Genomic DNA, 14,626 nt, shown 5'->3' on the forward strand with positions numbered 1-14,626 from the left:
AACAACACGAAACGGTAAGTATCTGTTTAGACTTGCCATAAAAAAAGACCTAATCCGAAGATTAAGTCTTGTTATTTTATTTTTTATCGGAGTCTTTTCCATTTTCATCTTCCGAATCTTTCAAGTTCTCATAGGGATTCTCTTCCGATTCGTTGACTTCTTTATAGGTGACCTCTGTTTTGGGTTCTTCATAGGGCTTGTCCATCGTTACGTGCACATCCATCTCAATCTTCTTTTTATTCTTCGGAAGTCGGACGATTCCCCATTTCATGAGCAGTTCCTGTGTCGCATTACGTTTTAGGTGTTCTTTTTCAGGTTCGCCAATTAAGAACCCAAATGCTTCCATACCCGGAGAAGCATCAAAGATCACTTTCAAGGTAGCAATCATTGGTAGGGCAAGGATCAAACCCGCTAATCCAAAGAGCATACCACCTATTAAGATACCGATGATGGCCATCAATGGGTTGATGCTCACTTTACTTCCCACGATATTAGGGGTAATGATATTTCCTTCGAGGAATTGTACGACCTGAAACCAAGCCACAACCCCCAAGGCATACCAAGCACTATCCTTGGTTGCCAAGGCAAATAATGCCGGTAGAATAGATCCAATAGCAATACCGATATAAGGCAATAACATAAGTAAGGACGCCAAGGAACCAAAAAACCAAGCATAATCAATACCCATCGCCATCAATCCTACCGTATTCAATACAGCTACAATACCCATTACGGTTATTAAACCAACCAAATAACTCTGTACTACTTCATAAATCTTATTCAACACCTCATTAACCTTATGTTGAGCGGAAGATTTAAAAGCCTTAAAGAAGAATTCCCGAAAGAAGTCACGGTAATACAACAAGAAAAAGCTAAATAAGGGAACCAGGATTGCGCTGGCAAGCATATTCCCGATTGACCCAAAGGTCGATCCTAACATACCTCCTGCATTCTCCAAGGATTTGTTTCCTTGCTCCCTTAGCTTGTCCATGACCTCTGTTTTCTCAATGCCGAATTGGTCTTGCAACCATTTCTGCCCACGCTCCAATACAGATAATACCTTGTCAGTAATTGCCGTGGCATCTTTACCGATAATAATACTCTCATGAACAATAAACCAGATTAACCCTGATATTACTGCAATTGCCACAATAACCGCTAGAATCGAAGAGAATGCCCTTCCTAAATGCAGGCGTTCAAAGAATCGTGCTAAAGGAAAAAGCGAAATAGAAATCAGGATGGAAAAAAGTAGGGGTAACAATACGCCTTGGCTCACAACCATAAATGCGATGATGAGTGCCATAGCGAGTAGGGTTGCCGCTAGCTCCATCGAGTAGGGTCTTTTGGTTTGATTATTTTCCATATGGTCTTATAACGTGTTTGATATTTTTTTGTTTTTCCGCTCCCAGAAAATTACATATAAAAATGCTAAAAATATGATGACTGCATTTCCATACATGATTCCAGGTATTCTGCTGATATGATCGTGATAGATGTAGCCTGCAAATACTGCGCCAGCGCCTATCCCTGCTTCTAAGGCTATATACATGGTCGCCATCGCCTTTCCACGGTATTGTGGTAATGAAAGATCGATTGTCCAGGCGTTCACCGCAGGAGAGAAAATACCCGTTCCTATCCCATAGATACAGGCTCCGATGACAAGGTGGAAAATACTATCGCTATAACCGATGTAAAGGGCAGATAAGGTGACCACCAATAAGCCAACCTTCATCACCGAGATTCGGCCATAGCGGTCAGCAACTTTACCAGACACCATCCTAATGCCAATGGAGGCTAAGGTATAGGCCGTAAAGAAAAGACCTTTGTTTTGTATGCCCAAATGCTCACTCCAATCCGGAATCAGGGTTAAAATCACGCCATAAGCCGTATAGGAAAATAAAGTCACTATAGCTGCAGGAATCACGCGTACCTCAATGATATCCCTGCGGGAAATACGAAGCATGCGGTAGTGAAAACGTTCTTTGTTTGCCAGGGTTTCTTTCATATTCATCACGATGATGATGGATAGAAAAGCAAAGGCAGAGGAGCTGTAAAACATCGTTTGCAAACCAAATAGCATGGCGATGTAACTGCCTACAGCGGGACCTAGTGCACCACCAATACTAAAACATAAGCCATGCATACCCAGCGCTTCTCCCCAACGGTTGGAAGGGATAATATCAGCAATATAAGCGGATGTGGCAGTAGGTTTAAATCCTGTAGAAAAACCATGCACCAGTCGGAGCATAAAGAAGCCTGCTACAGTAGTCAGGATAGGGTAAAGGAATCCACAGAGTACACAGACAGTTGAGCCTATGGCCATCACGGGTACACGGCCCCATTTATCGGTTAGACGACCACTAAAGGGTCTAGAAATGCCTGCAGTAAGTGTGAATAAGCCAATGATTAAACCTTTATGTTCAGCACCACCCAAAGAACTCAAGTAATTGGGCAATTCTGGGATAATCATGTTAAAGCTTGCCGAGAAGAGTAATGAACTCAAGCATAGCAAACCAAATTGTAAGGTATATAGCGGTCTCTGATCTTCTATGGTATTTCCCTGTTTCGTATTATCCATTTCCACGTGTCAATTTTTGTCGGCATATTTCCGAACAAAAGATGGTTGTCGCCACTGCTACATTTAAGGATTCTGCTTGACCAATCCGGGGAATGGTCACTCTTTTCTGAATTTTTGAAATTATCTCCTCGGAAATTCCATTTCCTTCATTTCCCATGATAATCAAGCCTGCATCAGCAAAATCCGTTTCATAAATGGAGTCTCCATCCAATAGAGCGCCAAAACTTGGTAGGTCACATTGATTGAAAAATTGAAGGAGATCTACATAATGGATTTTTATGCGAGATAGGGAACCCATGGTTGCTTGAACCACTTTTGGATTATAAGCATCGACGGTACCTATGGAACAAATGATATTCTCCATGCCAAACCATTCCGCTGTACGGATGATGGTTCCTAAATTCCCTGGATCCTGTACATCATCTAGCACTAAGCTATGCTTGTTTTGTAGGTCAGCGAGGTTTAAATCATCCGATTTTGGAAGCTCCACCAAGGCTAATGCCCCCTGAGGGTTCTTTAAGCTGCTGATCTTTCCAAATTCTTGAACTGTTACTTCTTCGAGTTTTATATTTTGAGGTATTTTCCCCACTTTTGCAACGGCATCTGCTGTAGCCCAGATCTTTTGTATCTTGTAAGAGGAGTTGATGAATTCTTTAACAGATTTGATTCCTTCTACCACAAATAATTGATGCTGGGAGCGAAATTTTTTATGCTGCAATGACGTAATTAAACTGATTTGTGCTTTTGACAACATAGGGCGAATGACTAAAGAAAGAAGTTTACTATTTTTTGCAAGTATAACGTTTTTGTTGCTATTTTTTGCAGCATGTAGGTCTGCAAAATACCTCGAAGATGATCAGGTATTGGTAACCGATATCGATATTAATGGGCTCAGTCCACAATTAAAAGAGAGTGCCGGCACTTATGTAGCCAATGAAATTCGCCCAAATTCTCCCCTTTATTTGAGTATTTATAACATCTTTAATACCCGTAATGGCCGATATAAAACCGATGGGATTAAAAATGTAGGTGAAGCCCCTCATATTTTAGACTCTGCATTAGTCGAACTTTCTTCCAATCAAATTCAACGCTTCTTACAAACGAAAGGATATTTTAATGCGCAGGTAAAACCTCAGGTTGAAATCAAGAACAAGAAGGCGAGGGTTGCATTTCAGGCAAATCCAGGAGCGCCTTACCTCGTGAATGAGATTAACAGAACGGTAGCTGATCCCAATGTGGATAGTATTTACCAAAAAGATGTAATACCTAATAGCACCTTGAAAAGTGGGAAGCAATACGATGCTGCTGATCTTTTCTTTGAACGCGAGCAATTGTACAACCGCATGCGCGAACAGGGTTATTACGATTACCTGCGTCAGTATATGCGTGTTGCGGTAGATACCATTGGTTTAAATAATCAGACTAATTTGGGTATTCAGGTCTCCAATCCAGATAGTGCTGCTAACCATCAAGTCTATACCATCGATAGTGTCTATTTTAAAATTGAGGCAGCAGAAGATGCCTTAAGAAAGAATAGCATATCGAACTTTGATACCCTACGCCAGATTGTTTACACCGATGAAACGGGAAAGTTCAAACTATCACCTCTATCCCGTTATGCCTATTTGCGCAGAGGACAAAAGTATAGCAGTTTGAACGAAGAGCTTTCCTACGACCGTCTGTATGAAATGAATGGTTTCCGATCGGTAAAAATCAATTATAACAAGAAAGACTCGGCCAAACTGGATGTACAATATGTGTTGATTCCACGTGCAGCAATGAGTAATCAGATGGAAGGTGAATTTACCTTCAGCTCGGGGATGAGTGGTTTTAACGTGGGTAATACCTTTTCGCACCGTAATGTTTTCGGCGGCTCAGAAACCATTGAGGTTAAAATGCGCTATGGGGTCTTGTTTGATTCCAGGTTACCGGGAAGTTTATCGGATAAAATCTTTAACAATGATTTCCAAATAGGGGTTAATTTGTCCTTTCCACGCTTGATGACACCTTTTCGGGTACGTAGTGTTGGTCGATTTGGCTTACCTAGAACGACCTTCTCATCCAGCTTACAGCTCTTTTTCCAAGACCAGACCTATGCCAATCGTTATTTCATCAATAGCCTGAACTATTTGTGGTATGAAGCAACTAATAAGCAGCATAGTTTTACACCTGTAGTAATAGAGTACCGTGATGGTCGATTAAATGACAAATTCATGCAAAACCTCATTGATCAAGGTTATGAGTTATATGTACGAAGCAATAACCGACGCTATTTTGGCTTAGGTTCTCAATATGCATTTACCTATAACGCGCCAAAATTAACGAGCAAAGAATCCTTTCATTACTTCCGAGGGGCAGCAGATATCAGTGGAAACCTATTGGGTTTACTTGGAAATGCCTTAAACCTGAAAGTAAATGATAAGGGGGAGAAAATGCTATTTGGGGTTCCATATTTGCAATATGTAAAGGGCGAAGTTGATTATCGACTTTATAAATATCTAGGAGGCAATAAGCAATTTGTCTTCCGCTTTAACTCGGGTGTTATTGTCCCTTATGGCAATAATTCTACTTTAATCATCTTCGAGAAGAGTTTCTTCTCAGGCGGTATGAATGGCATCCGTGCTTGGCAGGCAAGAACTTTAGGTCCGGGAGGATACAACCGCTCTACAAAGCCAGAGAATATCCGTCTTAACCTTCGTAACCTAGATCAGTTAGGAGAGGTGAAGATAGAAACCAATGCCGAATATAGGTTCCGTATGCTCAATAACTTCTTCGGTGCCAAACTGAATGGGGCGACCTTTGTCGATGCTGGAAACATCTGGCGATTGCGAAAAGATGACTTCAATATTGATGGGGAATTCGTGGGCAACCGTTTCTTATCACAGATTGCCATCGGTACAGGATTTGGCCTACGTGTGGATATGGATTATTTTACGATTCGCTTAGATGCAGGTCTAAAAGTGAAAGATCCACAATTCAGAGGTTCCAATCAATGGGTGATTCAGCATTTGTTCAACTCCAAGGACTTTAAAAATCAATATGCCTTGACCAATTCTCCTGATCGGTACAATTTTATCCAATACAATTTTGGAGTTGGAATGCCTTTCTAATGCTTAAATCAAATTCTTAATCCCTAAGATGCTGCTTTCGATCAATTCCCGAACGTCTAATCCTTTGCTGTAGTTCAGGTAGAAGTAAATGATGGCCAAGATCAATAAGGTAATCAGGAATCTTTTGAATTTATAGGCTATATACAAGATCAAAAGTGGAATGATTAAGAGAAGCATTCCGGAGATTTTATAAGGTGTAATACCTTTTTCCGTTACGCGCAGGAAAAATAATTTTCCAATATCTTTCTGTCCCGATTTATGTTTAAAATAAACAAAGGTAGAGGAGGCAATAGGGTTGGATGTAACAGCTACACCATCGGCAAACTTCAAATCCTGTTCAAAACCATTGATGGTGAAACGGTAATTTCCTTGAATGTTATTGTTTGTTTTTTCGAGGGAGTCTGTTGCAATAATTGCGAGCTTACCATTCTGGGATAGGTTTTCTTTGACCATAAAATCCGATATCGCCACCTGTTGAGCGGTAGATGCTAAGGGAAGTAAACCAATCAAGGCAAGTAATAAGCCGATTATCCAGCAGTTTTTCATCTTGCAATGATACAAAATAGATGGGATTCTAAAAATGCTCTTCTGCCAATTCTCTTTTTATTAATTCCCAATGTCTTCTTATCTTTGCTCACATTAAAAAAATTAAAAGCAAAATTTTATGTTGCAATTAAATTACATCCGTGAAAACAGGAATGAAGTAGTTGAAAGGCTTGCCGTAAAGAATTTCAACGATGTAGAATTGGTAGATCAGATCATTGCCCTAGACGAGCAACGTCGTAAGGTGCAAAACGAATCCGACTCCATTGCAGCTGAAGCAAACTCATCGGCAAAGCAAATTGGAGACCTGATGCGTCAAGGTAAAAAAGAAGAAGCCGAAGCCATCAAATCCAAGTCCGCAACATATAAAGAGCAAATCAAACAATTACAAGATACGCTTGAGCAGGTAGAAAAGGATTTAAACCAAAAGTTGTTATCCCTGCCTAACTTGCCTTATAAGTTGGTGCCAAAGGGACTAACCCCAGAGGATAATGAAGTGGTATTAACAAACGGAGAAGTCCCTTCTCTTGCTGCTGACGCCCTGCCACATTGGGAACTTGCTGCGAAATATGATATTATTGACTTCGAGCTAGGTACCAAGGTTACTGGTGCTGGGTTCCCTGTTTACAAAGGAAAGGGAGCTCGTTTGCAACGTGGTCTGATTAACTTCTTTTTGGACGAAGCTGCAAAAATGGGATACCGTGAGGTACAAGTGCCTATCGTCGTAAATGAAGCTTCTGCTTATGCTACAGGTCAATTACCTGATAAGGAAGGGCAGATGTACCATGTTACGAACGACGATCTTTATTTAATTCCTACTGCTGAGGTGCCTATTACGAATATCTACCGTGATGTCATTGTGAAAAGCGAAGATTTCCCAATCAAACATTGTGGATATACGCCTTGTTTCCGCCGTGAAGCTGGATCTTATGGAGCACATGTTCGTGGATTAAACCGTTTACACCAGTTTGATAAAGTTGAATTAGTACAAATCGTTCATCCTGACCATTCTTATGATACATTGGAGGAAATGAGTGCCTATGTACAATCTTTATTGCAAAAATTAGGATTACCGTACCGTGTATTACGTCTTTGTGGTGGCGATATGAGTTTTACTTCTGCTATGACTTACGATATGGAAACTTATTCTGCAGCACAACAGCGCTGGTTAGAAGTATCTTCTGTTTCTAATTTTGAAACTTATCAAGCAAATCGCCTAAAAGTACGTTTCAAAAATGATGATGGTAAAACCACCTTGGCGCATACATTAAATGGTTCTGCCTTGGCATTGCCACGTATCGTAGCTACTTTATTGGAAAATAATCAAACGGATAAAGGAATTAAAATTCCTGAGGTATTAGTTCCTTACGTAGGTTTCGAATATATCGATTAAAGAAAGCCTTTTTGGCATCTTATAAAATACAACAGCGAATATACTTGCTTATCAAGTTTATTCGCTGTTGTTGTTTAAAAACGTTATTTCTTTTCGTTGAACGGCTCAATCAAAATTTGAGATAAAATAAAATGCGCCAATCAAGAATAAAACAAAACCAATAAAGAGCAGTCTATACTCTACCTTAGTGTCTAAGTTATTATTCTTCCGAATTAGGCTTTTTACGAACCAAGCTAATTCAAACAACAAAAGATACCCTAAGGTTGTGAGCCAGAAATAGAAAAACCCATAACCATAACTAATATCATCATCGTATTGAAACCAACTGGTGATTAAAATAATGGGTAGAATTAAAAAGATCAACCCGATAGTCCAACGCTTAGCGATAGTGGATGACATCATTGATTTAATTTTATTTTCTGATCTTACATAGGGCCACTTGGAGCCATTATTTCCTGTTTCTCAGCTATTAGGATTTTATGCTGATGATCCAACTTGAAGGATAAAAATCCTGATTCTAATAATTGCTGGATGGCGTTAAAGCATTTCAATTTGTTTTTTGTAGCATCAAAAACAATCTGCTGATTACCGAGAGAAACTAGTTCCACCTCAACTACCTGAGTTTTAGCATCCGGATCTGGTTTCTTTTTAATATTCAGATTAACAATGTCATGCTTACCGGTCCATTTTCCCTTACAATCCTTTTCGTTTAAGACGAGCTGGAATTTTCCATCTTTGGTAAAACTGATGTAGCTCGGAAGTTTGTCTTCTTTATAAAAGAAAATACGGTCATCGCTCAATACCGAAAGGTCAATGTACCATTTGTTTGCCGTTAAAATACTGTCTGTTTGTGGCTTGGCATAACGCTCTCTATTAACAGCTTCCACTTGTTGGGCATTACTGTAGCTTACAAAACCCATAACGAATAATGCTATCAGAAGAATACATCTCCTGATTAAGCTTGTTTTTACGCTTGCTTTCAAATCTTATACTTTTATTGATAGTTAGTACCGTGAATATATATATTATTAACCAAAATAAGAGGTGTTAGTTTAAATTTTTAATGAAGTATGGTTGGGATCAGTTATCGTTGTAGATGGTCTGTAATTAGGAAAAGTTGAGGATGAATTTTGATTAGGAATGCTTCGATACTCATAAGGATTTTCTAGGGATATAGTACGGATCTTATTCGGATCTCGTTCGCTTCTAACCGAACGAGATCCGAAGGAGTTCCGAACAAGTTCCGAAGGAGATCCGAATAAGTGTCGAAGGAAACAGGTGAGAAAGACGATGAGACAACAGACAAAAGACAACAGAAATTAGATGATTTTCAACATCTATGGCGTGGAAATAAGATTGCTATTCACAACTCAGAGCGAAGCGAAGAGTCTTTTGTCCTTCCACAAGACCTCGTCATTCTTTATCGAAGATAAAGAAACTTCAAACTGTCTAGATAGCACATTAGGTAGGGGCGGTACTGAGTGAGTTTGAGGTGGGGGGGGAACCCCGACGAAAACGAACGGAATGTCCGCCCGTTTTAATGAAATTAATAATTATAAATGTCTTGCATTTGGCGGGCGATGCATGCATCGCCCCTACAAACAATCGTGAAATTATTAATCCTGTTCACCAAAACTGTAGGGTCGAAGCATGCTTCGACCGCTTATACAAAACCCTGTAAATTAACCATTGCTGATTTATATAGTTTGAAGTTCTTTCGGCAAGCCTCAAGATGACGCGGTCTTGTGGGGGTGGAGAAGAGACTCTTCGCTTCGCTCTGAGTTGTAATTATCAAAATTGCTATCCCGCTATAGGTCTAAATACTAAACACTTACTACTAACTACTGCCCGAAGGGCTCAGACTCTTCGCTTCGCTCTGAGTTGTAAGTGCTGTAGTTTTTAGAGCGGGCGATGCATGCATCGCCCCTACATATAATGCTTAAAAATTAAAGATTTAAATCGCTAATAGGTCTAAATACTAAATACTTACTACTAAATACTACTCAACTCCTTGGCTCCATTCTTACCAAATATTGGTCATTATCGTCCTCAAAAAGAACTTGAACCACCCAATTTAGTTCATGGGCAATTTTGATGAGGGTTTGCTGGTCGATGTAGAGCCATTTGAAGGGTTCTCCTTTTTGATCTTTGTATTCGTATTGGAAGTTAATCTCACCAAAATAATATTCTGGTCGTTTTATCTTGTATTCTTCGTAAAGATAGGAGATGTCGGAACTGTCAAATAGCAATTGGCCACGGTCAGTAAGTAGTGTCTTTGCGTGATGAAGTAGGTTTTTAAAGCCTTCCAAGGTTCCTGCGATCCCGATGCCATTCATAAGAAATAGGAGGGTATCGAAGGTTTGGTCTTTTAATTGAAAGAAATCTTGGTTTACGACATGCTGAACACCGCGTTCTCGCATGATATTGCATGCAATCTCTGATATTTCCAATGCGGTTACATCAAATCCTTTTTCTTGTAAATAAAGGGCATGTACGCCTGTTCCGGCACCTACATCCAATACCTTCCTGTCGCATAGGGATAATGCGATGTATTCCAATTCAGGAATATCGTCTTCCTCTCTGTAAAATACTTCAACGGGCATTTCTTCAATGTCTCCATAGCTACTATGAAGTAGTAAAGGATGTGTTAATTCGCCTTTTTCCTTGTAATCGAACAAGGCTTCGCCATATACGTCTCTAGCCATGCTGATGAATGTTTAAGAAGCGGATAGCCATTTGGATTTCTTCAGGGTTCCCGGTATGTTTTTTAGGTTCATCGGAAAGCTTAATGACAGGAGTCCATTCACCTTCATCAGGGAATGCCTCAGTCATTTTGAGTACAATATTCATGCGGTCTAATCCAACATCATTGGTGAAGTCTGTACCTATACCAAAGGAGAATCCGATTTTGTCTTTAGCAAATTCAACAATTTTAACCACTTTTTCATAATCTAATCCATCGGAAAAGATGATGGTTTTAGTGAGGGGATTAATGCCTTTACTTAAATAATGATCGATGGTCATTTGCGCGAATTCAATAGGATCACCGCTGTCGTGACGAACACCATCGAATAATTTGCTGAGTTTTTTATCGAATTGTTTGAAGAAGACTTCTGTTGTATAGGTATCGGATAGTGCTATCCCCAAGTCACCACGGTATACGTTGGACCAATTCTCCAATCCAACAAGATTTGCCATCTTATAACCGTATTTGGCAGCATGGAACATGAACCATTCATGTGCATGGGTGCCAATAGGCTTAGTATGATATTTCATGGCAAAGTGCACATTGCTGGTCCCGATAAAGGTATTTGAAGGGTGTTCTTTCAAGGCTTTGATAACAAGATCATGTACCGCTAAGGAATGTCGACGTCTAGTTCCAAAGTCGGCGATGGTGATATTCAATTTATCGTATTTGTACATCTTGTCATGTACAATCTTCATCACTTCTTCATCATCGACACGTTTCTGTCCGGTCATTTCGTAATAAAGCTCGCATATAAGGGACATTAGTGGAACCTCCCAAAGAATGGTTCTATACCAATAGCCTTCAATTTTGACGGTTAGATCGCCTCCTTCTTGGATGATTTCCACTTCCTCTGGATCATAATGATACCCTTGAAGGAAGTCGAAGTATGTAGGATCAATATAAGGGCAAGTTTTTGCGAAAAAATGTTTTTCGGCTTTAGTTAACTGCAGGGTTGCCATGTGGTCAACTGCCTCTCGAAAACGAGCCGCAAAGCCTTCAGGGAATTGATGCTTTCCACGGTTAATAAACTGGTACCGTGCTTTGGCCTTCGGAAATAGTTTAACCACAGCATATTGCATGGTGAACTTGTAAAAATCGTTGTCTAGTATGGATGTTAATCTCGCCATATCCTAATTTGTTGTGCTATTGCAAAACAATGAAATTAAGAAAAAGTTAGGAGAATGTGTCATTTGAGGGTGGAGGAGACAGGGATTTTGGAGGTTTTATAGAGGGGTGGTTTTGCTATGCGGGTGATAAGATGATATGGGTAAAAAAATCATTTTTGTGGTGATTTCCGTTTTAATTCAAAGTAGTATTCAATTGACATATCCCTTTCTTCCTTTTTTAGAATTTGAGTATCAATTACCCCATCTCTATATTCTCTTATTAATACGGAATCTAAAATTTTAATTGATGTGGGTGTATTATTTGCTAGACTGTCAAAAATTGACTTTACATATTTTTCATATTCCTCATCAGATAATTCTTTATTGTTCTGAGTTTTATTTGTTTTTGGCTGAGCCAAATCAACCTTTGAATTACCATCTTGATCTAATTCGAGGTTAAGAGTATCTATTGAACCATCTCTGAATTTCCTTATAGCAATTGATCCCATGACAGAAATATGAGAAGGATGTGAATTACTTACACTGTCAAAAAGAGCCTTAGCACGTATTTGATCTTCATCAGAAACTACAAGAGCATCTTGTTTTTTTCTTATACCACAAGAATTTATTATGATAAAAGCCGTTCCTAGAATAAAAATTGTAGAAATACTCCAATTTTTTGAGTAGAATATCATAGATTAATAATTAGTGTTATGTAAATATATCACAAAGATTTGTATAAATATGCGCGATATGTTAAATATTTTTCCGTGTCGAATATTTATTTCTCAATGATGAAAAATATAATTATTGACGATACGACTTCGAAGTTGATCTGGAGGCTTTGTAGTAATGTGGTTTTGAGGCGAGGGATGAATTTGATTTGCAGTTGATGCTTGCGTGGAATACCTACAATCATGATTTTAATATTCATAAGCACCATAACTGTAGGGTCGAAGCATGCTTCGACCGCGCAAAAGCTAGACTACCCTTATCAAACCATTAGGTAATTCTGATTGAAATAGTTTGAAGTTTGCTCAGCCAGCTTCGCAATGACGCGATCTTGTAGGAGAAGGTGAGACTCTTCGCTTCGCTCTGAGTTGGAAGTGTTCTAAAATAAGCGGTCGATGGATGCATTGATCCTACAAGCAATTGTTTCTTGAGAATGTGGGTTTGAAAATCTGTTTGTTTTAATGAACATATTGGATGTTTTGATGAAAACGGGCGGACATTCCGTTCGTTTTCGTTGGGGATGAATCCCCTTCCTCAAACACACTCAGTACCGCCCCTATCTAATAAGACCGATTCGCTACTAGATGATAGACAACAGACAAAAGATTGAAAGTCTGTTATCTGATGTCTGCTATCTGACATCTCTCAAACAACAAAAGGGACAAGCATTAGCTTATCCCTTTTACTTGGCAGGATTTAGATTTTCTATCCCACTATTACACTCAACAATCTAAATCCTGTCCGATATTTACTTTTGTTTCAACTCTATTTTTCTATAGTTGGTATGACGCCAAAGGTCTAAATACTAACTACTTAATACTAAATACTATCTTATGCCTCTGCCAGAGTTACCACGTTCGCCACGGCTGCTAGATGCTGCTCCACGGCTTTCTCCACCTGAGGAACGGGAAGAGCCTGCGCTACGTTCAACTGCTGGTCTGCTGCTTTGTGAGCGGCTAGGGCTGTTGTTTGTTTGGAACACTCGGCTAGGTTGGCTCTGTCTAGCTTCTGGTTGACGTTGCTGACGTTCTTGTCTTGGAGCCGATTGTACCGGTGCAGATTGTCTAGGGCTAGATTGTCTTTGTTGACCTCTGCTCATAGATTCTGTACGGCTTGGCTGTGACGAACGTTGCGGTGTTTCCATACGGCCACTGCGTGAACTGCTAGATCTGCTACTACCAACGCTTTCGTTACCACGTGAACTCGATCCTCTGAAATCATAAGAACGGTTGCTAGAGCTCGTTCCAGGGCTTCCTGCTTGACTGCGAGAGCTACGGCTAGATGATGATCTATCTGCTCTTTCAGTACGTGTAGTTGCATTGGAACGACTGTTATTGTCATTTGAATTACCGATGCGCATCACACGTTGTCCATTTGCATCTCTTGTGATGTTATAGCCTCTGTCTGAACGTGAGCTTGCTTCTGATCTTCCACTAGATGAACGAGAAGTTGCTCCTGTTGAACGGCTGCTTGCAGATCCTCTTGCAGATTCTGAACGTGATATCGTTCCGCGGTCGTTTGTGCGACTAGATGATCCACGTCCTGATTCAGAGCGAGAGATCGTACCACGGTCGTTACTTCCACGTCCAACACCAATTCTTTCTGAGCGGTTAGCACGCGAAGAGTTTCTGTCTGGACGGTAAATGGAAACACTGTTTCTATCTACACGACTTCCTGCACGGTCACGACTGAACGATACATTGCGTACATTGACATTCCGACCAATGTTGCGTTCAATATCACGACGCGATGGTCCACCGTAGTAATGGTTGTTATTTACGATGTATGTATTGTTGATAATCGTCGTTCTGTTATAGATGTTACGATTTCCGTATGACCAATAACGAGGCATATAATTATCGTAGATGTTTCTAGTAGGGATAAAGATCCATAAGTTGATTGGAAGGCCAATGCTAACATTTACGGATATACCAGGTGACATAGGAGCCCATCCATAGTAACCACCACCATTACGCCAGTCTACCCAAGCAGGTCCCCATTCATATCCAGGTACCCAAGCCCATCCACGGTGACCACGGTGAATCCAACGACCATAATGGAATGGAGCCCAACCCCAATCGTAATTAGATACCCAAGTATTACCATATTCAGTCATGGTCCAATAACCATTGGTACCATAAGGACGGAAGTCACGGCCAGCATTAGGATACCATACATCACCATATTCATAGTCTCGGTCCCAATCGCCATAAGGGCTTAACTCTTCGTAAAAGTCATCAAATTCCAAATCATCATCATAATATCCTTGGGCAGCGACATTCTTCACGGTAAAAACACTAAAAATCATGAATAAACATGTTGCGAATAGTGTAGATGTCTTTAAATTTTTCATATGCCAACCAAATTAAGTTTTACGCTTATTTTGTCTTTATGACCGCAGATGAAACGTAAAGG

At 40.0% G+C, this 14,626-nt stretch carries 13 protein-coding genes; 3 read left to right on the top strand and 10 right to left on the bottom strand.

Annotated elements, in window-relative coordinates; genetic code table 11:
- Positions 1–76: 76 nt before the first annotated feature.
- Genes ACP6L2_RS11375 through ACP6L2_RS11385 form a run of 3 tightly spaced genes read right to left on the bottom strand, consistent with a single transcriptional unit; the run spans position 77 to position 3,332 of the window.
- On the bottom strand, positions 77–1,363 hold the full coding sequence (locus ACP6L2_RS11375; protein ID WP_440509338.1) for an AI-2E family transporter: 1,287 nt from the start codon (positions 1,361–1,363) through the stop codon (positions 77–79).
- A 6-nt stretch (positions 1,364–1,369) separates the two neighbouring features.
- Entirely contained in the window at positions 1,370–2,578 is a 1,209-nt protein-coding gene (locus ACP6L2_RS11380) for an MFS transporter (RefSeq protein ID WP_440509339.1), read from the bottom strand.
- Positions 2,571–3,332 carry a TrmH family RNA methyltransferase gene (locus ACP6L2_RS11385; protein WP_440509341.1) on the bottom strand — a complete coding sequence of 254 codons (762 nt, stop codon included), beginning with the start codon at positions 3,330–3,332 and terminating at the stop codon, positions 2,571–2,573. Before ACP6L2_RS11385 ends, ACP6L2_RS11380 begins: the two co-directional genes overlap by 8 nt.
- A gap of 7 nt (positions 3,333–3,339) precedes the next feature.
- Here ACP6L2_RS11385 and tamL point away from each other — a divergent pair, with 7 nt between their 5' ends.
- Complete coding sequence (gene tamL / locus ACP6L2_RS11390; protein WP_440509343.1) at positions 3,340–5,688, top strand: translocation and assembly module lipoprotein TamL; 2,349 nt, start codon at positions 3,340–3,342, stop codon at positions 5,686–5,688.
- A 3-nt stretch (positions 5,689–5,691) separates the two neighbouring features.
- On the opposite strand, the gene ACP6L2_RS11395 is transcribed toward tamL, so the two are convergent.
- Entirely contained in the window at positions 5,692–6,234 is a 543-nt protein-coding gene (locus tag ACP6L2_RS11395) for a hypothetical protein (protein ID WP_440509345.1), read from the bottom strand.
- A 118-nt stretch (positions 6,235–6,352) separates the two neighbouring features.
- On the opposite strand from ACP6L2_RS11395, the gene serS reads away from it, so the two are divergent.
- A complete protein-coding gene (gene serS / locus ACP6L2_RS11400) occupies positions 6,353–7,624 on the top strand; it encodes a serine--tRNA ligase (RefSeq protein ID WP_440509347.1) in 1,272 nt (423 codons plus the stop codon).
- Between the two features lie 105 nt (positions 7,625–7,729).
- On the opposite strand, the gene ACP6L2_RS11405 is transcribed toward serS, so the two are convergent.
- Positions 7,730–8,026, bottom strand: a complete 297-nt coding sequence (locus tag ACP6L2_RS11405) for a hypothetical protein (protein ID WP_440509349.1) — start codon at positions 8,024–8,026, stop codon at positions 7,730–7,732.
- 23 nt (positions 8,027–8,049) lie between these two features.
- Positions 8,050–8,544, bottom strand: a complete 495-nt coding sequence (locus ACP6L2_RS11410; protein ID WP_440509350.1) for a hypothetical protein — start codon at positions 8,542–8,544, stop codon at positions 8,050–8,052.
- Between the two features lie 342 nt (positions 8,545–8,886).
- Here ACP6L2_RS11410 and ACP6L2_RS11415 point away from each other — a divergent pair, with 342 nt between their 5' ends.
- Positions 8,887–9,057: a hypothetical protein gene (locus ACP6L2_RS11415; RefSeq protein WP_440509352.1), complete on the top strand. Its 171-nt coding sequence runs from the start codon at positions 8,887–8,889 to the stop codon at positions 9,055–9,057.
- A 570-nt stretch (positions 9,058–9,627) separates the two neighbouring features.
- Here ACP6L2_RS11415 and ACP6L2_RS11420 read toward each other — a convergent pair.
- The 4 genes from ACP6L2_RS11420 to ACP6L2_RS11435 form a co-directional block, all read right to left on the bottom strand.
- Positions 9,628–10,329 carry a class I SAM-dependent methyltransferase gene (locus tag ACP6L2_RS11420; protein ID WP_440509354.1) on the bottom strand — a complete coding sequence of 234 codons (702 nt, stop codon included), beginning with the start codon at positions 10,327–10,329 and terminating at the stop codon, positions 9,628–9,630.
- Positions 10,322–11,500, bottom strand: a complete 1,179-nt coding sequence (pncB, locus tag ACP6L2_RS11425; RefSeq protein ID WP_440509356.1) for a nicotinate phosphoribosyltransferase — start codon at positions 11,498–11,500, stop codon at positions 10,322–10,324. Before pncB ends, ACP6L2_RS11420 begins: the two co-directional genes overlap by 8 nt.
- Positions 11,501–11,649: 149 nt before the next feature.
- The gene (locus ACP6L2_RS11430; protein ID WP_440509358.1) at positions 11,650–12,174 is read right to left on the bottom strand and encodes a hypothetical protein; all 525 of its coding nucleotides are present in this window, start codon (positions 12,172–12,174) and stop codon (positions 11,650–11,652) included.
- Between the two features lie 863 nt (positions 12,175–13,037).
- On the bottom strand, positions 13,038–14,564 hold the full coding sequence (locus ACP6L2_RS11435) for a DUF6600 domain-containing protein (protein WP_440509359.1): 1,527 nt from the start codon (positions 14,562–14,564) through the stop codon (positions 13,038–13,040).
- Between the last annotated feature and the right edge of the window lie 62 nt (positions 14,565–14,626).

It is taken from the genome of Sphingobacterium lactis (assembly GCF_051951495.1).
GTDB lineage: Bacteria > Bacteroidota > Bacteroidia > Sphingobacteriales > Sphingobacteriaceae > Sphingobacterium > Sphingobacterium lactis_A.